The following is a 24,250-nucleotide window of genomic DNA, read 5'->3' as shown; positions in this document are numbered from 1 at the left end:
TATAGCTAGTTAAAATCTATAACTGAGTGTTATACCGACACGAAGCGGGTCCCCTGCACGACCGTACCACTGGTCATTCATGATGAAAGCACGCGTTGCATAATTCACGTTAAAAAGGTTTTTGCCCCACAGATAAACGTCTATATTGTCTCCTTCATATCCAATTTTAGCATTGAGAATGTTGTATATATCTTGGCTTTCTGAATTTGCTGAATCCCATTCTATGTCACCTACAGTCATTATATCCGCATTCACCATATAATTATCGAGAAAGCGGTATACACCGCCAAAAGTTGCAGTATATCTCGGTACGTTGGGGATTCGATTGCCGGAGTAATCGCCGTCATCATCTGAGTACTCAACAAAACGCGCGTCCGTGTAACCGGCGTTACCGTAAAGGTTCAGGCCTGGCACGACATTCCATGAGAACTGCGCTTCAAGCCCTTGGCTATAGGCTTTCCCCGCATTTTCTATGGCGAAATTAGGGTAATTCGGCTGTAGGACTTGAATATCCGTCCAATCGATATAAAATGCAGAAAAGTTAAATTTCAGCTTATTCTCAAGCCATTGTGTTTTTACCCCCGCCTCAAAGTTCCAGGTATATTCCGGGTCGTAGGCCGAGCCTGTATTTTGTGCGAGGTTAAATCCACCACCACGATACCCTCTTGAAACACTGGCATAGGGCATGAGATTATCGGTGGCGTGCCAACTTAAAGCGGCTTTAGGGAGCCATGCTCCGTATGAGTTGCTGTTACTTCCTGTTGCATTGGTCATGCCCCACATTTCAACCATCGCGGGGGTTGCACCATTCGTATAATAAAAATCTTTATTTTCGTAATCATATCGAAGCCCTAAAGTCAGATCGACAGGGCCGAATGAATATACACCTTGCCCAAACACGGCGAGGCCTCTGCTGCTTGTGGTCCCTCTCTGAAAATAATAGTTATTGGCAACATAAGGATCTGCACTGCCGGCTGCATATTTGTAGCGTAGCATGTCTGACTCAGCGAACATAAAAGTGCCAACTAACCATTTAAATGGGCTGTCACTTTCTTCCGGGGATTGGAGGCGAAATTCTTGCGTAAACATTTGATTGTTTTCAGTGATATAATAGCGCGTCAAATCTTCTATGGTGAAGTCCATATCCTGGTCACCACGTGAATGTGTGTCGCGAACACTTGTGATTGAGAGCAATTTTGCTGAATCAAAATTCCATTCAGCTCGTAGTGATGCCCCCAATGCTCGCCTGCGTGCTAATCCATCCCAATCCACATCAACTTCATGAGGATCAGAGTATACTTTGGACAGAGTGTTAAATTCAGCATAATTTCCCTCGTAAGCCTCCCCATCCACATTCAGTGTCAGCCTGAAATCCGTACTGGGAGACCAATCAAACGACGCACGCCCGACCCAATCATCATGCTGATCAACTGTATTCGAGCCAGAATGATCATTTTTGAAGTATCCATCGCTATGTTCGAATTGCCCTGCAATTCGCATAGACAAGACATCACGAACTAACGGACCGGACACCATGCCTGTCGTCGTCGTTGTATTGTAACTTCCGTACGTTTCAGTCAGCTTGCCTTCCCAAACATCTTTATTGGCTTTCTTTGTAAAAATACTAATGATTCCCGCTTCACTATTACGCCCATAAAGCGTCCCTTGTGGTCCACGAAGCACTTCAACTCTGTCCACGTCGAAAAGTGGAATCTCATAACCAGGATAATAAATGTCATCTACGTAAAATCCCAAAACAGGAGCTCCACTCATAAAAGAAGTGATTCCACGAACAGAAGCAAAAGAATCTCCTTCATGAGCATCTGGTCCAGATTTTACAAAAAACATATTAGGATTTACTTTGAAAATATCTTTTGTTTTTTCTACCTGACGTATTTCAACATCATCTGAAGAAAGAACGGAAACACTAGATGGAATTGATTGTACATCTTCCTGCATTTTATCTGCCCGTACAACAATGGCATCCATGTCCATAGATGGTGTAATGCTCTCCTCATCCGCATTGTCTGCAGCAAAGACGGGCATAGTGAAGAGCAAAAACATTATTGCCATAAATTGGACCCCTAAACTCCTCATTTTCTTGCTCCCTTTCGATTATTTTTTCAGTTATCCTGACCAGTTAGAAGAACCGTTCTCACTGAACGTCTTTGTATTGATAATGAAAATGATACTCATTTTCGTTTGTATAGCCTGCTATCTAGTAAACGATACTTTTGATGTCAACATCGTTCTTTTCGGATAAAAATATTGATTTTATCTTTATTAATCCACACTTAGTAAATATTTTATTTATTCTTATTGAAAATGACATTTACTTTCAATTTTATTTTCGATATTCAACCATCCGAATCATGTATTAAACAAAGTGTCATTATCCAGATTAAAACATTATAAATTCAGCATATTATAGATAATAGAGTTATGATTGAGTCGTATGGTGAACGATGAGTGCTTCACCGAAATTTCTTCATCAACTCTATTCGCAAGAGGGATTTTCTTTTACCAAAACTTTTTTATTGAGACATAAATCTATTGCAATAAAACGTGTTAAGAATTTATTTCAAATAATAATCTGCATATTTTTTTGTATTTCAAAATAAATTGTATTGAAATCTTCTTCTAAAAATCTGGAAGATAATCCATGTCTATGAAAAAACAGAAAAAAAGAATGCAGAGGAATACATGTTGAAAAAAAATTTTCTTTGTGAAGAAAAAACGCTGCTGGAAAGTATACAACTCAGTCGATTACCGCAGCTATGCCAAGCTTTGGTGGTCTCAGTCGGTTGTTCTTCAGACATCACATGTCGACTTGCCTCCCTTGGGCTTTTACCGGACAAGCCCGTTTTCGTTATTCGTACGACCAAGCGTGGAGCCGTGGTCATACGAACCAATGGAATGCTTCTCGCTCTATCCGCGGGAGTTGCTCAAAAAATTTTTGTGAAGGACGCTCAGCATGAGACCGAATAACCATCGACCTTCCTCTTTCCATGTGGCAGTGGCGGGACAGCCGAATACGGGAAAATCAACAATTTTCAATGCGTTAACAGGTCTACATCAGGAAGTCGGCAACTGGGCAGGCAAGACTGTTGAAAAAAAGATGGGAAAAGCCGTCATAAACGGTGAAACCTTCCAGTTTGTCGACCTCCCAGGCACATATTCTTTATTAGCCCGCTCAGAAGAAGAAAAAATTGCAGTACAGCATATCATGGAGGAACAAATCGATGCCATAGTCATTGTTGTAAATGCAGCTAATCTTGCTCGAACTTTAAATTATTGCTTAGATATATTGCTTATTGGTGTTCCTTGTATTCTTGCTGTAAATATGGCAGACGTCGCACAATATAATGGAATAAATATAAATATAGAATCATTAGAAAATGCTTTAGATATTCCATGTATTGAACTTGTGGCTTCTAAAAAAAGAGGTGTTGAAAATTTACGAAATGTTCTTTCCCTACCTATAAGGATATCAAATAGAAAATTACTACCTGAACTCATAGAAAAAATACCCTTAGAATTGAAAGAAAAATATAAGGAAATACTGAAAATAGTATCCACTACATCAGAAAAAAATATAGATATGGAACGTCTTGTTTGGAAAGCAATGGAAGGAGATACGTTTGCAGACAAAAAAATTAAACAATTAATCCATAAGACAGGTAATATTTTTCCGGAAATTGCTGCTACACAAGCTCAAACCGCACGTTTTACATGGATACAGGAAATTTTAGAAGAATGTATAATTGCGGAAGAACCACAAGAAACCTTGACTCAACGCTGTGATAAATTTTTTTTACACCCTTTTTGGGGGTACGTATTCATGGCAGTGATTCTCCTGTCAGCCATTAGTGTAGGGTTATTGGTCGGTTATCCTACAGGCATTGGCATAAGTATTCTTATACAAGATATTTCTACATTTGTTGTAAATAGCCTTCCTTCGAGCATGCCGATGCTTACGGCATTGATACAGAGTATATTTCTTAGCGCTTCTGCATTAGTTTGCATGGTTCCACTTATCGCCGTGTTTTATTTTATCTTCTCTTTTCTGGAAGAAATTGGATATATACCACGAACCGCATTTCTCATGGATTCACTTATGACGAAATTAGGTTTGAATGGTATGTCTTTTATTCCTTTACTCTTTTCTCTTCCGTGTAATATTCCAGGTATCATTGGCACACGTACGATAGCGCATACGCAGCAACGTCTTCATACATTGTTGCTTATACCACTTGTGCCATGTTCTTCTAAAATAATAGTCCTGCTTACGCTATGTACATGGCTTTTTTCACCAATTGGAGCCATTATTGCTGCTTGCGGAATAATGGGATTCTCTTTCTTGCTTTTTATGATCGCCAGTATCTGGTTAAAAAAGACATTAATGAAAGGAGAGAACAGTTATGATATGCTCATGGAACTTCCGTTGTTTCATGCGCCTAATTTTCAAATCATCGGATTGCATGTTTTGCATAATGTTTTGGCTTTCCTTAAAAAAGCCTCAGCCATTATCTTAGGATTCGGAGTTATCCTCTGGTTTCTATCTTATTATCCTGCCGGTAACATTAACTCTTCATACCTCGGAATGATCGGTACGCGACTTGAACCACTTGCCTCTTTTATGGGGTTAGATTGGAAACTTCTCACGTCACTCATGACATCTGCCCTCAGCCGTGAAACGGTTTTGCCCACGATGGCCCTCCTTTATAATGTGCCCATTGAAAGTTTGAAGGTCACGTTGCAGACACAGATCACAACAGCAAGCGCAATTTCTTTTCTGCTCGCACAATTCCTTTCCATGCCTTGCTTACCAACTCTAGGAATGATTTTTAAAGAATCAAATTCATTGAAAAAGACTTTTTTTGTAGCATGTTATACAATTTTACTTCCTATAGTTGTCTCTATAGGAACATATACTATGCTTACAATTGTATTATAAAAAATTATTTTTATGATGAAATAATGACCAATCATGTTACGCTCTTTATAACACAATAAATCACAATATTAAACACAACTTCCATTCAGTATTATTCATATGAAATGAAATTTTTCTTCATACAATAATAATATCATCTTTTTAAGATGGTTTTTACAATCATTGAGCCTGAGTATAGGTGGGTAAACTCCATTACAACTTGGCAATGAATTGTTAGAGTAATTTGGGGCTAAAATCACTTGAAATTACAGTATAAAATTACTGAGGATGTCGATAAAGAAGAGCTTGATGTGACTTTTTTGTTGGAAGGATTGATTTTGACTGTAAAAAAAAACAGGACATACTTTATAGTTTTTTTTGTAAAAAAAACCGTGCGTACCATTCTGCGACGAGAGATCCGCGAAGAATGATATGCAAAGGGCACGTGGCTGGATGAAAGATGTCTGTATTTTGCCTTATGTTTTAAGGCGAAATATATGCCTTAACCACATTAATTATTCAATGAGACGACCACATCCTCTGCAAAAAGATGATATCGCTAGCGCAATTCAAAGGCTACCGGCAAGACAGCGACCCAATTCACTGGTTTTCCTTTCAGTGTTCCAGGCTTAAAGCGCCAGCGAGCAAGCGCGCGCCGGACATTTGTTGAAAAAATATCAGCATATTCCCCTCCTAATATATCCACACGCTTGACGTGACCGCCTTTATCGACAAGCAAACGCACCCGAAGTTTGGTGCGTAGACCGCGCCGTTTTGCCTTTAAAGGATACTCAGGTTGAGGCGCAAAAACCAAAGCAGGCTGCCTGTCAAGCTGACTCGCTTGTAAGGGACTGCCAGTTGATCCAAGATTTCCTCCTCCCCCAGGAGTTCCACGCCCTCCGGAAGGAGTTTTTGATCCACCGCTTGTACTGGAAGTCGCATTTGACTTCACGGGCGCGGTTTGACTGGCGGTCTTCGTTGTTTGCGATTTCGCCTTGTGTTTTTTTACCGTATTCGCCTTTTTTTTCTTATGGGAAGTTTCCTTTACCGGAGGTGTATGCTTTATCTTTTTAGGTTTCGGTTTTGGCTTAACAGCAGCTTTTTCTTTCAATGGAGGAGGCACGGGAGTGGGTTCGATTTCCTGAGCGTCCAATGTTTCCAACGGCTTTTGTTGAGGCTCAGCGGGCTGTTCTTGCAATAATTCCTCCGGCGGAGGCATTGGAGTCGGCTCAGGAGCCTGAGCCATTTCTTTCTCTAAAGGTGGTTCCGGTTCATTCGATTTCTGTGGTACATCTGGTGGTCCTACCGCAATATCAGGACTGGCCGCCCCGCTCCCGTAACCTGGCATCCCTAAAGAGGCAGTGAGTACAATGCGAGGCAAAACAGGAGGGAGAGGTTTGGGGCCAGCCAAAGCAGCCATACTGATGATAGCTAAAGCATGGGCCAGAATTGAAACTGTCCACACACTCCAGGTTGCCAACGAACTGAGTCCGGCACCACGGCGAGAGGCTAGATATAGACTCATGGCAGGGCTCTACCAAGTTTGCTGTTCTGCTCAATGCTATGAGATTGCCCGTCCTGCTGTGCTTCAGATATGAGTGATAAACTCGACACACCGCAAGCTCCGACATGCCCGAGTAATTCCATAACCCGACCATAATCTAAGCTTCTATCGCAACGCACGAATACCGTTTGTCCAGGTTTGTCCGCCTCCATTTCTTTCAAACGACCGGCCATGGTCTCTTCCGTCACAAGGTCTTCACCAAGATAAATCTGACCGTCTTTGTTCATGCTGACGACAATAGGCTCCTTCGGTGGTTCCAAACTTGCGGCCGAAGTTTTGGGGAGTTTTAGTGGCACGCCTGCGATCATCAAGGGGGCTGTCACCATAAATATGATGAGAAGCACCAGCATGACGTCGATAAAAGGGGTGACATTGATCTCAGCATTAAGCCCAGCACCTTGATCGTTATCTCCTGCACCATTAAGCGGCATCATCAACCGCCTCCATACTTCTTGCCGGAGCTTTACGTGTAATCGCGGCTATAGCGAGCGATAATCTCCGGGATAAACTGTTAAAGTCAGCTGCAATTTTGTTATATGCAACGGATGCTGGAATCGCCGTCACCAATCCGGCCGCTGTTGTAAAAAGTGATTCGGCGATGCCCGGTGCAACAACAGCTAAACTGGTGTCGTTTGTATGCGCGATACTGACAAAAGAATGCATAATGCCCCAAACAGTCCCAAAAAGACCGACAAAAGGTGCAACTGAACCAATCGTAGCAAGATAAGGAAGACGACGCTCCGCTCTCAAAAGTACGCTCGATACAGCATCACGCATAGCGCGTTCGACACAATTTCTGCGATCAACAGGATTTTCACCGGGAGCGGTTTGTGCCCAGGCACTGCGCCCTTCTTTTAAAATTGCGTCAGGCAATTCGCCTCCGGGTGAGACTGTGCTTCCTGGATTATTTGATTGTGCGATGTCTTCAAATTGACGTGTCTGTCGTCGATAACGATATAAAATAACACTTTTTTCCAAAATAATGGCCCAACAAATCACCGAAGAGAGGATCAAAATAACCAACACTCCCTGTACGGCGCCTGTCGCTTGAGCAAAAACCCATCCCAACGATAATTCAATTTGCGGCATAACATGTATCCTTTTTCATTACCCGGATTTGATCGATCTGCAGCACCAAAGCGCGGCGCATTCGCTGGAGTGTTTCGCAACCGATTCTTGTCGGGTACAATCTTTCCGGCTTGATCGAAAAACTTTTGATTCTGCAAATGAAATTCAATCTCATATTAAATGAGACAATGTCCCTTGTCTTATCCCAAAAGAACCCTTTTCTTTAAAATTCGAGAGTCCTTTGCTGAGGAAGGATGTGATAACGGCATCCTGATTTTGATTTTTTACATGTATTTTAAATTAGTTACGACGGAAATAGACAGGAGGAGACCCAAAACGAGCATGAAATTCCCGAGAAAAGGAAGGAAGGCTTCCATATCCGACGGACAGTGCGACTTCTGTCACGGAAAACCCTTGATTTTTCAATAAGTCACGAGCCATTTCTAAACGAAGATCACGGAGATAACCGCGTACTGTTGTGCCGAATGTAGTGCGAAATCGTCGAGTTAGCGTCGTCGTCGAGGTGCCACACATAGCTGCTAATACTTTAACCGAGGGCGGTGAAGCCGGGTCACTCTGCAGGATAGCCGCAGCGCGTTGTTCTAACGAAATAGGCAGTTGCATTTGCTGCACGTGTAAACAATGCGCAAGCAATTCTAAAATCTTGGCAAGCAGATAAAGTTGATTTTCCTCCTCGGGAGAGCCCTGACTGAGAGTTTTTAATACCGATTGTGCTTTTTCGGGGCATGGAACGACAAGAACATCAGGGAGTTCAACCAACAAACGGCAAAGGGATCGCCGTATGCGGATAAGCGTCAACTTGTATGAGATAGCGCGATGCAGCAAGATACTATAGCCGCTAGAGTCATGGTGGCTATGCATAATAGCGCAATTCACGGTATCGGTTTCGCCAATCACTCGTAAATATCCGCATTCTTGGCTTCGCACGATCATGGTTTGCACTTCGACTTCCTCAGTTTGGATAAAGCCCAGTTTTTCAATATGCATAGGCTGAAAACTTGTCTCGTGCTTATCCTCTCGCGGATGTCTCAAGGGAAGAAAAACGAGCGAACATCGTTTTTCCCGATTCATGAATATTTCAACCTATCAATGTGTTTCTCCATGTTGAATTGTATCCTTTTGTGTCTATTCCTTATTTCTCAGAATCGCCATGATAATGAAAATTGTTTTCAATGAAATTACCAAAAAGCATATGACATGTCTTATCCTTGAATAACAAAAATCTTATTTTGAAAAACGAAGTGCAAGACAAAGTGGAGGTTTATGTTGCCTTAGCCGTTTACTGTGTTTGCTTTGAGTTGCCAGCGACGAGCAGCTTGCTGATCTTTCCATAATTCAGCATACAATCCACCGGCAGCGAGTAAAATTTCATGCTGACCTTGTGCAACGATACGGCCAGAATCGAGAACAAGGATTTGATCCGCGCTTATTATAGAAGATAACCGGTGAGCAATGACAATCACAGTACGCCCTTCTGCCAGATGTGCTAATGCATCTTGAACGGCAAATGCATTTTCCGGGTCTAATGAGGCTGTAGCTTCATCGACAAGGACAATGGGGGCGTCTTTTAAAAGAGCCCGAGCGATAGAAATACGTTGGCGTTCCCCACCTGAAAGACGGCGCCCACCTTCCCCGACACGAGTTTGCCAGCCTTGGGGTAAAGATTCGATGCATGAGAGACAATTTGCTTGCCGTGCCGCTTCACGTACGGCTTCAAAAGAGGCTTCTGGGCATCCCAGCCGAATATTGTTTTCTACTGTATCGTCAAATAGATAGACATCCTGAAAAATCATGGCAATACGATCATAAAGAACATGGGGGTCTACATCCCGCACATCGACTCCACCCAAGAGAATTTGGCCTTCAGCTACATCGTAGAAACGTGCAATAAGTCCAGCCAACGTGGTTTTCCCTCCCCCACTGGGACCCACAAGAGCTGTCATCGTGCCGGACCTCGTAGTGAAACTGACGTTATTAATCACAGATTTATCGTGATAAGCAAAAGATACATCTTGAAATTCCACGTCATTTCCAATCGGAACAAGCGGGGAAACCTTTCCGGAGAGCTTTGGAAAAGAGAAAACGGTAGCAATGCGCCGAGCTGCAAGTGATATATACCGAACAAGAGTAGAAAAACTTCCAGCCAGATGAAGTGGTTCATAAAAATGTTGACCAAGAATAAGAAAGATAATGCATGTTGCCGGAACCACACTTTCAGAAGCAAGAAGCGTTACAGCAAGCAAAATTATCGCCACGAAGCTGAGGTCGAGAATACAACGGAAGAACATAAGGGGAAGGACTCCGGCTACTTCAAGTCCCACACTCAAATCACGATTACGACGCATGGCGTCATTGAGGAGATCAAGGCGTTCTCCCGCTATATTGTTCGATTTCAGATCTTTTATTCCCTCTAAAAATTCCAACATATGTAAAAGCATATCATTTTGTGCTGTTACATGACGTTTTCCCAATCGGCCGACCCATTGATGTGCCCACCAGACGAGTGGTCCCGAGATGACCACTCCAGCGATCATAAACAAAGCCAACTGCCAATTAATCCAAAACAGCCACGCAGCCAGTAATATCGGTAATATGACCCCACTCGTCATTTCTACCAATAAATGACTCATAACATTTTCCACACGGCTCATATCTTGAAGTAAATTTGCCGTAATATCACCAGGGTCACGGGATTTAAAAAACGACAGCGGAAGGTCTTTGAGATGCGTGGCCAGACGCACACGAGCATCCGCAATAATAGTATAGGCCCCTACGCATGCTTTCGTTTGAGCTTGAGCTGATAAAAGAACGTGTCCGATAAAAATAAGACATATTATTCCGACAAGTATAAAAATTTTTTCTATATCGGCATCACGACCTTTTGTGACAAGCTCGGTAATAATGACGCATAATAAAGCTAATGGCATGCCTCGTAGGATCAAAGCTACAAAATTGAGAGCGAAAGGGAGTCGTAGGCTTTTTAACCCACCGGTAACAATAGAAAAGTTTTTTAGCATACGATATGCTCCTTTTTCTCTGCAGTCCCGGGTAAATACCAATCTTGTGACTGATAATCAGCCTTCCACAACGACGCATAGCACCCCCCAGCAGCCAATAATGTGTCATGATGACCGTTTTCGACAATACGTCCTTCATTGATAACAATAATTTGGTCGGCAGAAGCGATTGACCGGAGACGATGAGCCGCCACCAAAACGGTTTTACCAGCAAAAAGTTCAGCTAGGGCATTTTGTATTTCCAGCTCGTTTCGTGCATCGGCGTAGGAAGTTGCTTCATCAAGTAAGACAATCGGGGCGTCTTTAAGAATAGCCCTCGCCAGTGCAATACGTTGAAGTTGTCCACCGCTGATATGCAGTCCAGAACCTGCACCAACACGAGTATCGTACCCCAATGGCAATTCCTTAATAAAATCATGGCAACGTGCTGCTTTGGAGGCTGCTACTATTTCTTCTCGGCTTGCTCCGGGTCGCCCCATGGCGATATTATCATGCACAGATTCCGTAAAAAGAAATGGATCTTGAAAGACTGCGCAAACACTCGCAACAAGTGCGGATTGTGATAAATCGCACACCTTCGTATCGCCAATGCGAATGCAGCCTTCTTTAGGATCAAAAAATCTGGTTGCAAGATTGATAATGGTAGATTTTCCAGCCCCACTCGGGCCAACCAAAGCGGTTACAGTCCCAGCTCGCGCCACGAAGTGGGCATCGCGTAAAGCAGGTCCTGATTCATAATCAAAATCTACATGTTCAAAAAACAAATCGCCAGAAACAGGAATCGTGTGATTCGCGCTCTCTGCATTGAGAGTCGGAGTTTCGAGAATTGCCTGAATACGATCCAGTCCTTCTCCCATGCTGCAAAGAGAGCCTCCGAGCAATGCGACTTTGGCTAAAGGGCGCAGGTAGCTTGTTCCAATCATGAAAAAGAGAAACAATACGGCCAAATCAAGACGACCGGAAAAATACAACCAAAGCCCGATGGGAAGCAAAACGATAAGCGGTGCCCCGGTAATAGATACAAACATAGCCCAAGGTGGAGCTGCACGGCGGCTCCAATCGCACTGAAAATCACGAAAGTGCATGATTGAGGAACGTAGCTGTTTAAGAGAGTCCGGAGAGCGATTAAATATTTTTATAACCGGCATACCACGAACATATTCAATAATAGCAGCATTCATATTTTCCATTGCATCATGATAGCGTTTTAAAAGTCCCCCCTCGCCTACGTCAGAAAAAGCTCGACTCTGTAACCATATGCAGATCGGCACAGGAATCAGCGCGACGAGAGCCAATCGCCAATCAAACCAGGCCATGACACAAAAAACCAACCCCGGTAGAGCAACTCCACAAACAAGGTCCGGTAAATGGTGAGCAATAAACATCTCTATTTCTTCAATATCATCGAAAAGAACCTTTTGTGTTGCCCCAGAATTATGCGAGGTAAAATATCCCATAGGCAGCTTCGCCGCATGATGAAGAATTTTGAGGCGTAATTGATAAAGAATGTCATAGGCTGCAATATGACTCAGCATAGTCGAGGCAAAAAAAAGACAATACTGGCCAACAACACCCGCGACAGCCCAGAGTCCAATCGACCATAAAGAACTCATAAGATGGGGTCCAAAATCCGGAGTAAGAAGCAATGTAAGTGCGGCATAAACGGCAAGTGCCGGTGTCAACGACAGGAAGGCACTTCCAAGTGCAAGGAGTACCGCAAGCCCTATGTACCAACGATGCTGACTTGCCAGACGTAGTAATTTTGTAAAGACAATAAGAAATGGAGGCATAGAAAAGCTCCTATCCAAAAATTTATCCATACGTACATGCTATAGGACATGGTATGGACACCCTATGAACCCAAGTCAGATGAATAAAAACATCAAACAAACATACGCGGCCCAAGCGCTCCACCGAGAACGGCACAGAGAAAATTTCCGGAGAGAGGTTCAAAAAAGACCGCTAGAAACTGGTCTATGGCAATCATTCTCGTCTGATTTCATAGCACCAATTCAATTCAAGATAGACTGCTACACTTTTGCTTTCGAATTACGAGCGAACCAATTCAATCCTGTGTGCGTGGACCTTTCTATTGAAAACGACAATCAATTTCAATGAATTATCTTCAGGAAGCATATTTATCCTAAAAGCTACAAAATATTATCCTGAAACAATCAGTATAGATTATTGTAAAAATACAAATGCAACAGCAGCAACGATGACATAATTAAAATATAAATAATTTTAATATATTAATTGAAGAATGATTATTCCGAAGATGAGACATGGAAGATGACATCCCTATAAGAAAGAAAAAGGCAACCAAGAGGACTTGAGACGCCAAACAAGCAAGCTGTTTTTTGGCAAAGAAAATTTTCAATGGTCTTGAAATTTTCTTTTCTGGTCGGGATGAGAGGATTTGAACCTCCGCCCCTTGAACCTCATTTGTAGTAGTCACGACTTGATCTGACATTCTCCCGTACACTCCAACAACCTCTCTCCCCATCCATTCTCTTCACTAGGTGTGATCCTGCTACAGAGTTGTGGACACCAAGTTAAACCACCATTCTTTAACGCCCAGGATTCATGTAATCCACAAGCATCACACCATTGAGATAAGTCTAAAAGATGTGAATATAAATACAGCAATCATCAAATACCGGTGACCCGTCGGTGAACCTGAATTCCGGAATATTCCTCTAGAATTCCGACAAGAGTGTTCACAGGCACTGCAAAAAAATTAATAAAATCAATACCTCTTGAACCTTCTCCAGGAATGGCATTCAAGAAGCCGTGGGTTCAATTCCCTCCAGCTCCACCAGAAAATTTTCAATACATTGGCCCGGTTATCCTTCAAGATAATCGGGCCTTTTCTTTTGCAGTGAACCTGCCCGTGAACCGGGGGTGAACATCTCTCCGCCGAGAAGCACCTTTACCCACTGAAATAACTCGCTAGGTTCTACACCGAAGACGGGGGCAGGGCCGGGAAAATCGCCTTTCCGACGTGGTTCACTTCACGCTATCCGCACAGCACTTTTACCCTTAATCTATAATTTTCGAAATTCCGAAATCCGTATGCTCGACGTTGTATAAGCTTCATTTTTCGATGAAAGCCCTCGGTTATTCCATTGTTTTTAGTATATCGAAACATCCGAGCCACCTCTTCCTGCCAGCTCTGTAAAGTTCTTCCAAGTGTTTTGAGAGGGGAAAAAGGAGATTTTCGGAGTTGATTAATCTTTTCAATGAGTTTTGCAACGTACTTCCGGCATCCTTTCTCATTTTGCGTTTTGGTGCGGAGCAAGTCATTAAGAGCATGACAAAACAGGTATAACGATTCAATCGCGGGTTGAGTTGTGAGATATGCAGTAAGTTTTGCATGCTGTTTTTCTGTCAAACGATCCTGTCTTCGCAATAAAAGCCGCATCAAACCTTTTCGGCCATGTGCGAGACGTTCTTCATCAAGGAGTATACACGTCTTGCTAAAATGGTGATTTACAAGCCGAATAACATGAAAACGATCTGACACGATTTGGGCGTTTGGGAACCAGGTGCGGACCATGCTACGATAAGCGGAGTTCATATCGATACAAACAACTTCGACTTTCTCTCTTCCTTTAAGTTTTGATAAAAAGTCTTTTAAATCCGCAGCACTTTTCCCCTCCGCAAGATCAAAAACACTATTTTTCTCAAGATCACAAAACGTTGTGAGGAATTTCTTCTTTCGTGTAAATCGATGTTCATCGATACCAAGAATGCGAGGACAGTTTTTGCTTTTCCGGTGGTTCGCCTTGTGGCAAATCATTTGATGATAAAATCGCTCTACACTGGCAACACCAATATGATTCTCTTGGGCAATGTCTTTATTGCTGTAACCCCTCATCCGTTTTCTCTAATTGCAGGAGTTGTCTGGAAAGAGTGCTTTTCCCAGAGCCCGATTCACCCACAATTCCTAATACCTCGCCGCGGGTGAGAGTAAAACCTACGTTTTGAATCGCATCTACTGTTTGTTCGGCAACGTTATATCGCTTGGTCACATTGCTCACTTCAAGAAGTTTGGACGCGAAGCTATGGGGTAAAGATATTGCCCGAATTCGTGGCACGTCAGATATTAACTTTTTTGTATATGCATGTTTCGGTGAATGGAGTATCTGTCTAGTGGGCCCGCATTCAACAATTTCCCCCTGGAACATGATGGCCGTCCTGTCGGCTATATGTGACGCAAGAGATACATTGTGTGTCACAAGAATGATTGATGCTCGGCATTCTTCACGTAGGATACGAAATTCATCAATAACCTGACGTTGATTCATCACATCAAGAGCACTGGTGGGTTCATCGGCTAGGATAAGAACAGGCTCCATTACCATAGCCAGGGCTAGAACTACACGCTGGCACATGCCCCCGGAAAATTCAAAAGGACAGCAATCCAACACTCGGTCCGTATCACCTAGGCCCAGTTTGTTAAAGACGGTTCGTATTGCAGCGAGGGCTTTGGGAGGATCAATCCGTTTGTGGCTCCGCATGGTGTCCAGAAACTGACTACGTATTTTACGTATGGGGTTCATGGACGTCGCAGGGTTTTGGAAAACCGTGCATAATTTTTCACCCAGTAGTTTTCGGCGATCCTCAAAAGAGAGTTCAGCCATATTCAGGCCGTTGAAAATTATAGACCCGCTGGAAATGCGTACATCATTGGAAGGAAGGCCCATTATTGCCTTTAAAATAGTTGATTTGCCCGACCCTGATTCGCCGACCAGAGCGAAAATTTCCCCGGCTCCGACCTCAAAGGAAATATCACTGACGACATTTTTCCCATTATACCCGGCGCAAAGGTTCCGGAGATTTAAGACAGTATCTTTCATACGCCGCTGATATCCTTGACATCCATACGGTCTCGCAAAGTGTCACCCAGATAATTAAATATCATTACTATAACAATAAGAGCCTCTGGGGTTCATTCGCGCTGGAAACTCCCTCGCGTCGCGTGTTCTACAGCGGCGACAGCGGCTACGGCGGGCATTTCGCGGAAATCGGCGAGCGCTTCGGCGGTTTCGATCTGGCCCTGCTCGACAGCGGCCAATACAGCGAGGATTGGCCGTATGTGCACATGATGCCCGAACAGGCGGCGCAGGCGGCCAAGGATTTGCGGGCATCGCGCCCTCCCGTCTCACGCGGGCAAGTTTTGCATTTCCTACCACTCGTGGAATGAGCCGTTTTTGCGCTTCACGGAAGCGAGCCAGGACAAGCCTACCGCCCCGTTACGCCCAGAATCGGCGAAGTTGTGAACTTTGCCGATCCCGGGCAGGCTTTCTCCCGTTGGTGGGAAGTCTAGCCCGGGGAATAGAGCTGTTTGGAGAACGGAATTACCCCTCTTCGCCCCAGGCCTTGGCGCTGCGGGACACCTTTTTGCGTACGTTTTTCCAGTCGGTGTCGTGGGTGAACATGGACTCCGGCAGGGCGGCAAGCATCTTTTCATAGAGGCTCAGAGGAACCGTAAAGGTTAGTTCATCGACCTTCATGAATTTCCTGGCCGAGGGGTCCATGCCACCGATGACGGCCTTCTCCAGCCCCTGTTGCTTGTAATAGAGCGGCCAGCCGATCATGTTGGTGCAGGCCGCGCCGAAGGGAGAGACTACGCACTCCATGTCGCCCGTGGTGAACACAGTCTGGATGAAAAGGCCGGTCAATATCTCCGGGCGAGCGAAGAAAATGACGAATTCCGGCTGTTCCTCGTCGGTGAACAGGGACAGGGGTTTGAAGATGCAATACTTGCCCGGGGCTTCGCGCGGGTTTACCTTGAGCATGAATTCACGCATGGCGTCGGGATTCGTCATGTACCGTTCGCCATGAAGAGGAGTGCCTTCAAAGCCGGTGGAAACGTAATGCTCGATGAACCTGAGGTGGGGCTTCATCATCGAGCAATAGTACACGCCCCCGAGGCATCCGTATTCTTCCGAGGAGATAAAGGCCGCACCGCGTCTTTTCCTGGCCAGCCAGACACTGCCCATAACGCAAGTGAAGGTCTTCATGACCTCTTGCATGTCCAACTCTCCCTTGTCCTCCAACTCACGCGAGATGGGGGTTCCCACCTTCGGGCCGAAGGCGTTTTCCGGCTTAATGTCGGAGTAGTATACGCCGAAGGGTTCCTCACTCAATCCGAGGTGCTCCAGGAAGGTGGTGGTACCATCGAGTATGGATTTCATTGTCATGACTTCCTCCTTTCATTCTTTGTCCGTTATCCGCTACTGCGCGTGGCGTTGCCTTTCGACATGACTTTTCGTATCATGCTCACAAATAAAATAAATAGCATTTAATGAAAAACTATTTTCCTTTGGCGGGCATAATAATGCAGGCTTTCCTCAACGACGTTCCGCTGCTGGTGGAGGTAGCAAGGCAGAAAAGCTTTTCTAAAGCTGCTGATATCCTAGGGATTGGCGTTTCGACCCTGTCCAGGCGTATCAAGCTGTTAGAGGAGCGTATGGGCGTGCTCCTTTTCTACAGGGACACACGCAACGTCGAACTCACGGACAATGGGGCGTATTTGCTAGATCGGTGCGGCTTTGTCCTCGATGAGGCGCAGAAGGCCTATGACTCCGTGGTCATGAATATGCAAAAGCCGTCAGGGCTTCTCCGCATCTGCATGTTTCTGGATCTGTACAATGGGCTGTTCAAGAAAGTGCTGCTGGATTTCGCAGCCAAGTGGCCGGATATCCGGATGGAGCTGACCTTCCAGGAGCATCCCGTGGACATGCGTACGGCTCCTTTTGATGTCGCCTTCGTCACCGGGCCGTCCATCTCACCGGCGTTGGTCGCCAGGAGGCTATTGACCATAGAACCTTTTCTCTACGCCTCGCCCTCGTTGTTTGATAGGTATTCCATGCCGGTGGAGCCCAATGACCTGCTCCAACTGCCATGCATCGTGCTTCAGCGTTTCGGGCGGCGGTGGCCCATGCACAACGGCAACCGGCAGGTGACCGTTGAAATCCAACCCAAGTACAATTTCAGCTCCGTGGAAATGTGTCGCGATTTTCTTCTGGCCGGACATGGCGTCGCCATGATCCGCAGAGAGCGTGCCGAACCCGATGAAAAGGCGGGGCGGCTGGTGCGCGTACTACCGGATTGGAGCGGTGGATTTGTGCACGACGTCAATCTAGTCATGGGGCTCAGCCAGCTTCCTCAGAGAGTCCGACTGTTCGTGGATCATGTGATGTCCAATTTTCCCTCATGACTGCCAGGCGGTTTGAAGACGGCCATTCGATTCAGTCTTGCCATCCTGTGCCCTTTCTCGTTTTGGAGGATAAGACCTATCTGCGCACCACTTTCCGGTGAACCGTCGGTGAACCTGGATTCCGCAAGATTCCTCTAGGATTCCGACAAGAATATTCACATGCCTTGTAAAAAGGTTAATAAAATCAACACGTCTTGATCGTTCGCCAGGCATGGCATTCAAGAGGCCGTGGGTTCAATTCCCTCCAGCTCCACCAGAAAATTTCCAATACATTGGCCCGGTTATCCTTCAAGATAACCGGGCCTTTTCTTTTGCGGTGAACCTGCCGGTGAACCGGGGGGGAACATCCCTTCGAGCGTTCTCCTTGGCACATACTCAAAAATGAATAGATTTGTGTTTAGTAATTTTTGCAATTGGATTGATGTTGACTGGACGGCAGTATGTGCTTTCTCAGCTCAACTCATTGTGACAGCCCAGATAACCATAACGGTATCTTGGGAGTCCTTCATGATTGGTGCTATCAGCTTGATCTGCCTGGCTTTTGGTGAGGTGCTTGTGGGGTGTCTGGTTGAGGTCAAGAGCTGAGAGAGAAATTATACCGCTGGAAAACTGCACTGTTAATCCGATGACAGCGCCCGGAGGAGGTTCAAATCCTCCTCCACCCCACCATATCTTTTGCGAAGACCATATTTAAGGCTGAACTATGCCCGTGACGTTCATGGATTAACAATGAAGAGAATAGTTTCTAATACGTTCTTTCCTAGTTGGAGGAAAACCTTGCTGAAATTGTTTTCCTCCAACCCGGCACATCATGGGACGAATCACCCACGAAAGAGCTTTGATAAATAGGGAATGTCTTATTTTATTTTTGGTGAAGTCTTTACAGATTAAATGGTTTTACGACTCTGTCCAACACTCCTTGAATTTTAGAAATTGCGACGCCGTAATTTGTGATGGGCACGTTGCGACGCATACATTCACGAACACGACGCAACATTTCCGTTCTGTTAATCATGCATCCACCACAATGAACAGCGAGGGAAAATTCTTCAAGATCTTGAGGAAAATCGTGTCCTGTGTATTGAACAAATTCGAGATTTTTTCCCGTATATTGCGTCATCCAACGAGGAATTTTTACTCGTCCAATATCATCTGCTACAGCATGATGAGAACAAGCTTCACACATGAGAATTTTATCGCCATCACGTAATGCATCAATTTTCCTTGCGCCTTGCACCAATGTACGTAAATCACCTTTGTAGCGTGCAAACAAAATGGAAAATGTCGTCATTGCTATATGGTCAGGGACATCACCCGCCACTTTCAAGACTACCTGCGAATCGGTCACGACCAATGACAAACGATCTTGCAAGACTATCAATGCTTCTTCCAACTCTCGTTCCTTGACTACCATACCGAGTGCATCACTATCCAAAACATCCCGCAATACCTGTACTTGCGGTAAAATAAGCCGTCCTTTCGGAGCAGCGAGATCAATCGGTACCACGCACAAGACAATATTCCCTTCTTGAATAAAATCACTCACCAAGACTGGATCTTCTGCAAATTCACGAGGAGCACTTGCAATGATGGCTTTTTTTACAGCATCAATGCCTTCACCGGATGAAGTCGACGTTTGAAGATATGACAGATTTTTATTGGTGCAGAATTCCATATCTTCAGAGCGAGGAGAAGCGATATCTGTTTTGTTAAAAATGACAAGCGTTGCAATATTCAATTCATCCAAGCGCGAAAGAATATCCCGCTCTTTATCCCCTATACCGTCCAAACCGATAACCAACAACGCTATATCTGTTCTGTAGAGAACTTTGTGAGTTGCCTTAATGCGAAGTTCGCCAAGTTCACCGGAGTCATCAAGTCCTGCAGTATCATAAAAAGTAACAGGCCCAAGTGGAAGGAGTTCGTAATGTTTCCCTACAGGATCTGTGGTCGTACCGGGATGATCTGAGACAATAGCGATTTCTTGGCCTGCAATGGCATTAATAAGCGAGGACTTTCCAACGTTACGTCTCCCTACAAGGGAGATTACCATGCGTACGCCTTTGGGGGCTTTATCAGACATACCTTCTCTCTTCTTTGTTGATACTTCGTGCCGGGGACATGCCACGCGAAGACGACAAGGCATACCCGGCATCTTTCAAACGCTGCTGCAAAGAACGGATAGTTTGATGAACTGGAGTTAATGAATTATTTTTTCCAGGATAAATACTATAACCAGCCCGTACCGTTTCCGGTGTGGCTGATGGCATAACAACATTAGCACCGGCATGAAGTCCTCTTTCGCGCCCATCAGAAACTAAAGCATCCAAGGCGCTCGTTGTTGGAATATTGGCGTAGGGATGCATAATGCGTGTTATCGCCATAGCCCGTAAGGATTCATCGACATTTCCGGGAGGCGTATTACACAACGGAGTGGCGGGATGTGGAATAAATGGACCAATCGCGATCATATCTAACGGAAGATCACGCATCCGAATAAGATCATCCGCCAAGATTTCAGAAGTCATTCCAGGCAATCCGGTAATGATCCCCGATCCTGTTTCATATCCAAGTTTATAAAGAAGTTTTACTCGACGAAGGCGTTCTTCTACTCGTTGGCCGGGACGTAATTGCTCATGAAGCGGCGCATTGAATGTTTCCATTTTAAGCAAGTATCTATCTGCACCGCAATCTCGCCAAAAACGATACACATCTTCATCATAGTCGCCCAGAGAAAGTGTTACGGCAAGATCAGTATGTGTTTTAATATGCGTTATAATTCGACCTATTTCTTGAATTGAATATGCAGAATCCTCTCCTGACTGAAGTACAGCTGTCCCCATCCCTAAATCTATAATACTTTTTACAGAAAATATGATCTCGTCACTTTTCAATGAGAAACGATTCAAATTTGAATTGCTCTTTCGTAACCCACAATACATACAATTCTTTCTGCAATAATTTGAGAACTCAACGACACCACGTTGAAAAACATCTCTTCCAAAGACATGATCTCTCACCTCTCTCGCTTGCGAAAAAACATCTTCAGCATTTCGAGAAGACAACACTTCAATAATTTGGCTTCGATTCATATCTTTATCTCGGAAATACAACTCAAGTAATTATTGGGGCCTTTTTCTAAAAGCAGCATAGGTTTCATCCGTATATCCTAACTGCCGCATGCATTCTGGTGAAAGTAACCTCGTAAACGTATCAGCAGGCATGCCAATGCTATGTTCTGCTGCTTCAGCAAGAGAAAGATTATATTGTTTCGCATGTTGAATAATCTTTTCCGCTTCTGCATACCCAATAGCGGGAACCAAAACCCTAATAAGAGCAGCACTTGATACCACATGATGACGGCTTCGCTCAGCGTTTACGCTCATATCCGCCAAGCACCGGGTATGTAAGAGGGAAACACCTTGTCGAAGAAGGTGCAAAGATTCCAGAAGACTATGAGCCATAAGCGGCATAAATTGGTTTAACTCTAAATTCCCAAGAGCTGCTACTTGGCCAGCCAATCCATCATTGCTCATAATACGCAAGGCTGCTTGCGATACAGCTTCCGGTATGACGGGATTGACTTTACCGGGCATGATGGTCGAGCCGGTTTGCAGAGCAGGAATACGAAGTTCGGCAAAGCCTGCTGTTGGCCCACTAGAAAGTAACCGTATATCGCTACATATCTTTAAAAGATTCACAGCACAGGCTTTAAGCATGCCGGAAACTTCCACAAAAGAATCAAGATTTTGTGTCGCATCCACAAGATTCTCTGAGCGAGATAACTTGAGTCCTGTTATTTGACGCAATTCATCACACACCCGAAGAATATAATCACGAGGAGCCCCTAAACCGGTACCAACTGCCGTTCCACCAAGATTGACTTGTCGAATACGTTCACGACTTTTAAAAAGACGCCAGCGATCACGCGCAACAGCTTCCGCCCATGCCCCAAATGTCATGCCCGCTGTTATAGGTACAGCATCCTGCAATTGTGTACGAGCCAGGCGCAACACATTACAGTATTCCGTTTCTTTACGCTGCAAGCATTCCTGCATATCGGCAACAGGTTGTTCCAATGCTTTTAGCTCATGCAACACGGCAACTTTAAGTGCAGTAGGATAAGTATCGTTTGTTGATTGATGCTGGTTGACGTGATGAAGCGGATGGACAGTGTCGGCACTTGATGTGCTTTTCAGTAATTCATTTGCTCTCTTCGCGATGACTTCATTGAAATTCATATTCGTTGATGTGCCTGCTCCTCCCTGAAAGGCATCCACAACGATATGTTCATGAAGTTTCCCATCAATAATTTCCTGACAAGCACACGCTATCGCTTGAGCAATGGGAGCGGGCAAAAACCCAAGAGCACAATTCGTTCTCACACAGGCAAGCTTCACTTCTGCATAAGATCGGATAAACACGGGGGGAAGGCGATAACCGGACAAAGGAAAATTTTGTAATGCTCGAACGGTTTGAATACCATATAACGCTTCCGTTGGAATATCGACAGAGCCAAGCTCATCATACTCTGTTCGAAACTGTTCCATCATAGTTCTTCTCCAAAACGAAAAAAGAAAAAGAGGAAGGTCGAACGGGGACAACCCTCCTCCTTTTCGTGGGCCTATGCTTGCAAAGCACGTATGCTTGACAACAACGTTCTTCTTTTACCTAGAGGTAAAGATCTCTTTCACCGTGTTCAATTCGCTGAAGACGCGAAGCGACGACATCACGGCGTTTTGTGGGGAACTCATCAAGTTCACGTTGGATAAGGGGAAATCCGAGCGTTCGTGTGGAATCCGTCGCGTAATCATGAAGATACTCTTTAAACGTAAAGAGCGAGTTAGGATGACAAAAATCCTGAATAAACCCTTTTTTTGCCAATTCCATGAAATGCTCCCCGGTTCTGCCGAGACGATAGCACGCCGTACACCACGAAGGGATATACCCTTGATGCACGATTTCTTGGATGACTTCATCAAGACTCCGGTTATCGCCGACACAGAATTGTTGCACTTCGGGCCTGTCGTAATTGGGGTCTGCGTATCCTCCGGGATAGGTACGCGAGCCGGCACTCAATTGCGAAACACCAAGATCAAGCAATTCGCGGCGCATGGCTTGGCCTTCCCGAGTGCTAAGAATTAAGCCGGTATATGGAACAGAAAGTCGGAGGACAGCAACCAGTCTTTTAAACTGGATATCTGTAATTGGATAGGGAGGATTAAATGCGATATCTGCATTCAATGCTGGTTCAAGACGTGGAAATGAAATTGTATGTGGTCCAACACCGAATTTATCTTCAAGCTCTGCCGCATGTGTCAGCATAGCAAGCGTATCAAAACGGTAGTCATAAATACCAAGAAGAGCGCCCATTCCCACATCGTCGATGCCTGCCTCCATGGCTCTATGAAGTGCGTACAGCCGCCAAAGAATGTGTTGTTTATGTCCGCAGGGGTGTAATTTGGAGTACGTCGACGAGTGGTAGGTCTCTTGAAAGCATTGATAGGTCCCAATACCCACATCGTGCAATGTACGGAAACCTTCCACATCCAGAGGAGCGCAGTTTATGTTGACACGTCGAATTTCACCACTTTTTTCGGCAACCGTCTCATACACAGTGCGCACGGTTTCAGCAATCCAATCTGCCCCAAATTTAGGATGCTCGCCGTAAACCAACAAAAGACGCTTATGCCCCAAATTCTCCAACACGAAGACTTCCTGACGAATTTCTTCGGCTGTAAGCGTTCTTCGCTCAAGATCTTTATTATCAGCTTTAAATCCACAGTATGCGCAACGATTGCTACATTCATTCGTTACATACAATGGAGCAAAAAGAACAAGACGATTTCCGTAAATCATGCGTTTTACAGCACGAGCCGTTTCAAATATCGCCTCGTTTACTTCCGGATCATCTGCTTGCAACAAAAATGCAGTTTCTTCAAGCGTGAGTCCTTTTGCTTCTTTGGCTTTATCAAGTATATCATGAATACGTTTCGGTTCTGCTGTCGCCGTAGCATGCACAATATTCCAGATAGAATCTTCATCAATAAAATTAGTCAGTCCCTCAGTAGTCAAATGCATATCCGTCTCCCGGCTTAAATAAGCGATGCTTTTACTTTAACGCTGGGAAGGTTGCCTAATTGGCCGGTTAGCGAGCCAACTTCATTCGTCGTGGCCTCAATAATAAGGGCGATGACACTCAGGCCTCTATCTCGACACGGCAGCCCCATACGAGCAAGCACAATCTCCCCATGACGACTAATAATAGTGTTGACCATGCCTGCGTCTTTCTTTCGGTCACCAACAAGGATGCTGACGACTCCCATGCGCTTTTCCATAACATTCTCATCTCATCAATTTTGGATTGCAGAATCCTAACGGGCAGAGATACGATAACATTCTCGGTGTTCAGCGCT

General features: G+C 44.7%; 19 protein-coding genes. 4 read left to right on the top strand and 15 right to left on the bottom strand.

Going from position 1 to position 24,250, the window contains the following annotated elements; all coding sequences use genetic code 11:
• Positions 1-9 precede the first annotated feature (9 nt).
• A complete protein-coding gene (locus G451_RS0103985) occupies positions 10-2,073 on the bottom strand; it encodes a TonB-dependent receptor (RefSeq protein ID WP_169727819.1) in 2,064 nt (687 codons plus the stop codon).
• 630 nt (positions 2,074-2,703) lie between these two features.
• Here G451_RS0103985 and G451_RS0103975 point away from each other — a divergent pair.
• Together G451_RS0103975 and feoB are read left to right on the top strand one after the other, a co-directional pair.
• Entirely contained in the window at positions 2,704-2,988 is a 285-nt protein-coding gene (locus tag G451_RS0103975; RefSeq protein ID WP_027183244.1) for a FeoA family protein, read from the top strand.
• Entirely contained in the window at positions 2,975-4,957 is a 1,983-nt protein-coding gene (gene feoB / locus G451_RS0103970) for a ferrous iron transport protein B (protein ID WP_027183243.1), read from the top strand. The genes G451_RS0103975 and feoB overlap by 14 nt, the downstream gene beginning before the upstream one ends.
• A 538-nt stretch (positions 4,958-5,495) precedes the next feature.
• On the opposite strand, the gene G451_RS0103960 is transcribed toward feoB, so the two are convergent.
• The 8 genes from G451_RS0103960 to G451_RS27430 all read right to left on the bottom strand — a co-directional run bounded on the left by G451_RS0103960 (position 5,496) and on the right by G451_RS27430 (position 15,468).
• Complete coding sequence (locus G451_RS0103960; protein ID WP_027183242.1) at positions 5,496-6,461, bottom strand: energy transducer TonB; 966 nt, start codon at positions 6,459-6,461, stop codon at positions 5,496-5,498.
• A complete protein-coding gene (locus G451_RS27445; protein ID WP_051261105.1) occupies positions 6,458-6,934 on the bottom strand; it encodes an ExbD/TolR family protein in 477 nt (158 codons plus the stop codon). Before G451_RS27445 ends, G451_RS0103960 begins: the two co-directional genes overlap by 4 nt.
• The gene (locus G451_RS0103950; protein WP_027183241.1) at positions 6,921-7,589 is read right to left on the bottom strand and encodes a MotA/TolQ/ExbB proton channel family protein; all 669 of its coding nucleotides are present in this window, start codon (positions 7,587-7,589) and stop codon (positions 6,921-6,923) included. The genes G451_RS27445 and G451_RS0103950 overlap by 14 nt, the downstream gene beginning before the upstream one ends.
• A gap of 279 nt (positions 7,590-7,868) precedes the next feature.
• Positions 7,869-8,576: a helix-turn-helix transcriptional regulator gene (locus tag G451_RS32260; RefSeq protein WP_169727818.1), complete on the bottom strand. Its 708-nt coding sequence runs from the start codon at positions 8,574-8,576 to the stop codon at positions 7,869-7,871.
• Between the two features lie 284 nt (positions 8,577-8,860).
• Complete coding sequence (locus G451_RS0103940; RefSeq protein WP_027183240.1) at positions 8,861-10,606, bottom strand: ABC transporter ATP-binding protein; 1,746 nt, start codon at positions 10,604-10,606, stop codon at positions 8,861-8,863.
• The gene (locus tag G451_RS0103935; protein WP_027183239.1) at positions 10,600-12,396 is read right to left on the bottom strand and encodes an ABC transporter ATP-binding protein; all 1,797 of its coding nucleotides are present in this window, start codon (positions 12,394-12,396) and stop codon (positions 10,600-10,602) included. The genes G451_RS0103940 and G451_RS0103935 overlap by 7 nt, the downstream gene beginning before the upstream one ends.
• Before the next feature lie 1,229 nt (positions 12,397-13,625).
• Positions 13,626-14,486 carry an ISL3 family transposase gene (locus tag G451_RS35275; protein ID WP_051261103.1) on the bottom strand — a complete coding sequence of 287 codons (861 nt, stop codon included), beginning with the start codon at positions 14,484-14,486 and terminating at the stop codon, positions 13,626-13,628.
• Complete coding sequence (locus G451_RS27430; RefSeq protein ID WP_051261102.1) at positions 14,467-15,468, bottom strand: ATP-binding cassette domain-containing protein; 1,002 nt, start codon at positions 15,466-15,468, stop codon at positions 14,467-14,469. The genes G451_RS35275 and G451_RS27430 overlap by 20 nt, the downstream gene beginning before the upstream one ends.
• Positions 15,469-15,479: 11 nt before the next feature.
• Between G451_RS27430 and G451_RS34940 the strand changes: the two genes are divergently transcribed.
• Entirely contained in the window at positions 15,480-15,815 is a 336-nt protein-coding gene (locus tag G451_RS34940) for an MBL fold metallo-hydrolase (protein ID WP_342663749.1), read from the top strand.
• Between the two features lie 154 nt (positions 15,816-15,969).
• On the opposite strand, the gene G451_RS0103905 is transcribed toward G451_RS34940, so the two are convergent.
• Complete coding sequence (locus G451_RS0103905) at positions 15,970-16,815, bottom strand: DUF169 domain-containing protein (RefSeq protein ID WP_027183235.1); 846 nt, start codon at positions 16,813-16,815, stop codon at positions 15,970-15,972.
• Between the two features lie 104 nt (positions 16,816-16,919).
• Here G451_RS0103905 and G451_RS27420 point away from each other — a divergent pair, with 104 nt between their 5' ends.
• On the top strand, positions 16,920-17,834 hold the full coding sequence (locus tag G451_RS27420; RefSeq protein ID WP_245587763.1) for a LysR family transcriptional regulator: 915 nt from the start codon (positions 16,920-16,922) through the stop codon (positions 17,832-17,834).
• An 880-nt stretch (positions 17,835-18,714) separates the two neighbouring features.
• Here the strand turns inward: G451_RS27420 and hydF are convergent.
• From hydF to G451_RS0103860, 5 genes are all read right to left on the bottom strand, one after another.
• Entirely contained in the window at positions 18,715-19,917 is a 1,203-nt protein-coding gene (gene hydF, locus G451_RS0103880) for a [FeFe] hydrogenase H-cluster maturation GTPase HydF (RefSeq protein ID WP_027183232.1), read from the bottom strand.
• Entirely contained in the window at positions 19,910-20,926 is a 1,017-nt protein-coding gene (gene hydE / locus G451_RS0103875) for a [FeFe] hydrogenase H-cluster radical SAM maturase HydE (protein WP_027183231.1), read from the bottom strand. Before hydE ends, hydF begins: the two co-directional genes overlap by 8 nt.
• Before the next feature lie 30 nt (positions 20,927-20,956).
• The gene (locus G451_RS0103870; protein WP_027183230.1) at positions 20,957-22,387 is read right to left on the bottom strand and encodes an aspartate ammonia-lyase; all 1,431 of its coding nucleotides are present in this window, start codon (positions 22,385-22,387) and stop codon (positions 20,957-20,959) included.
• A 118-nt stretch (positions 22,388-22,505) separates the two neighbouring features.
• Positions 22,506-23,915: a [FeFe] hydrogenase H-cluster radical SAM maturase HydG gene (gene hydG, locus G451_RS0103865; protein ID WP_027183229.1), complete on the bottom strand. Its 1,410-nt coding sequence runs from the start codon at positions 23,913-23,915 to the stop codon at positions 22,506-22,508.
• 14 nt (positions 23,916-23,929) lie between these two features.
• Entirely contained in the window at positions 23,930-24,172 is a 243-nt protein-coding gene (locus G451_RS0103860) for a TM1266 family iron-only hydrogenase system putative regulator (protein ID WP_027183228.1), read from the bottom strand.
• Positions 24,173-24,250 lie beyond the last annotated feature (78 nt).

It is taken from the genome of Desulfovibrio inopinatus DSM 10711 (assembly GCF_000429305.1).
GTDB classification, from domain to species: Bacteria; Desulfobacterota; Desulfovibrionia; order Desulfovibrionales; family Desulfovibrionaceae; genus Alteridesulfovibrio; species Alteridesulfovibrio inopinatus.
The sequence above is the reverse complement of the archived record's forward strand: the minus strand, read 5'-3'. Positions and strand labels throughout refer to the sequence as shown.

Coding starts and splice junctions, on each gene's coding strand:
- G451_RS0103985 (WP_169727819.1), bottom strand. CDS start 2,073: ATGGCAATAATGTTTTTGCTCTTCACTATGCCCGTCTTTGCTGCAGAC.
- G451_RS0103975 (WP_027183244.1), top strand. CDS start 2,704: ATGTTGAAAAAAAATTTTCTTTGTGAAGAAAAAACGCTGCTGGAAAGT.
- feoB (WP_027183243.1), top strand. CDS start 2,975: ATGAGACCGAATAACCATCGACCTTCCTCTTTCCATGTGGCAGTGGCG.
- G451_RS0103960 (WP_027183242.1), bottom strand. CDS start 6,461: ATGAGTCTATATCTAGCCTCTCGCCGTGGTGCCGGACTCAGTTCGTTG.
- G451_RS27445 (WP_051261105.1), bottom strand. CDS start 6,934: ATGATGCCGCTTAATGGTGCAGGAGATAACGATCAAGGTGCTGGGCTT.
- G451_RS0103950 (WP_027183241.1), bottom strand. CDS start 7,589: ATGCCGCAAATTGAATTATCGTTGGGATGGGTTTTTGCTCAAGCGACA.
- G451_RS32260 (WP_169727818.1), bottom strand. CDS start 8,576: ATGCATATTGAAAAACTGGGCTTTATCCAAACTGAGGAAGTCGAAGTG.
- G451_RS0103940 (WP_027183240.1), bottom strand. CDS start 10,606: ATGCTAAAAAACTTTTCTATTGTTACCGGTGGGTTAAAAAGCCTACGA.
- G451_RS0103935 (WP_027183239.1), bottom strand. CDS start 12,396: ATGCCTCCATTTCTTATTGTCTTTACAAAATTACTACGTCTGGCAAGT.
- G451_RS35275 (WP_051261103.1), bottom strand. CDS start 14,486: ATGAGGGGTTACAGCAATAAAGACATTGCCCAAGAGAATCATATTGGT.
- G451_RS27430 (WP_051261102.1), bottom strand. CDS start 15,468: ATGAAAGATACTGTCTTAAATCTCCGGAACCTTTGCGCCGGGTATAAT.
- G451_RS0103905 (WP_027183235.1), bottom strand. CDS start 16,815: ATGACAATGAAATCCATACTCGATGGTACCACCACCTTCCTGGAGCAC.
- G451_RS27420 (WP_245587763.1), top strand. CDS start 16,920: ATGAAAAACTATTTTCCTTTGGCGGGCATAATAATGCAGGCTTTCCTC.
- hydF (WP_027183232.1), bottom strand. CDS start 19,917: ATGTCTGATAAAGCCCCCAAAGGCGTACGCATGGTAATCTCCCTTGTA.
- hydE (WP_027183231.1), bottom strand. CDS start 20,926: ATGAATCGAAGCCAAATTATTGAAGTGTTGTCTTCTCGAAATGCTGAA.
- G451_RS0103870 (WP_027183230.1), bottom strand. CDS start 22,387: ATGATGGAACAGTTTCGAACAGAGTATGATGAGCTTGGCTCTGTCGAT.
- hydG (WP_027183229.1), bottom strand. CDS start 23,915: ATGCATTTGACTACTGAGGGACTGACTAATTTTATTGATGAAGATTCT.
- G451_RS0103860 (WP_027183228.1), bottom strand. CDS start 24,172: ATGGAAAAGCGCATGGGAGTCGTCAGCATCCTTGTTGGTGACCGAAAG.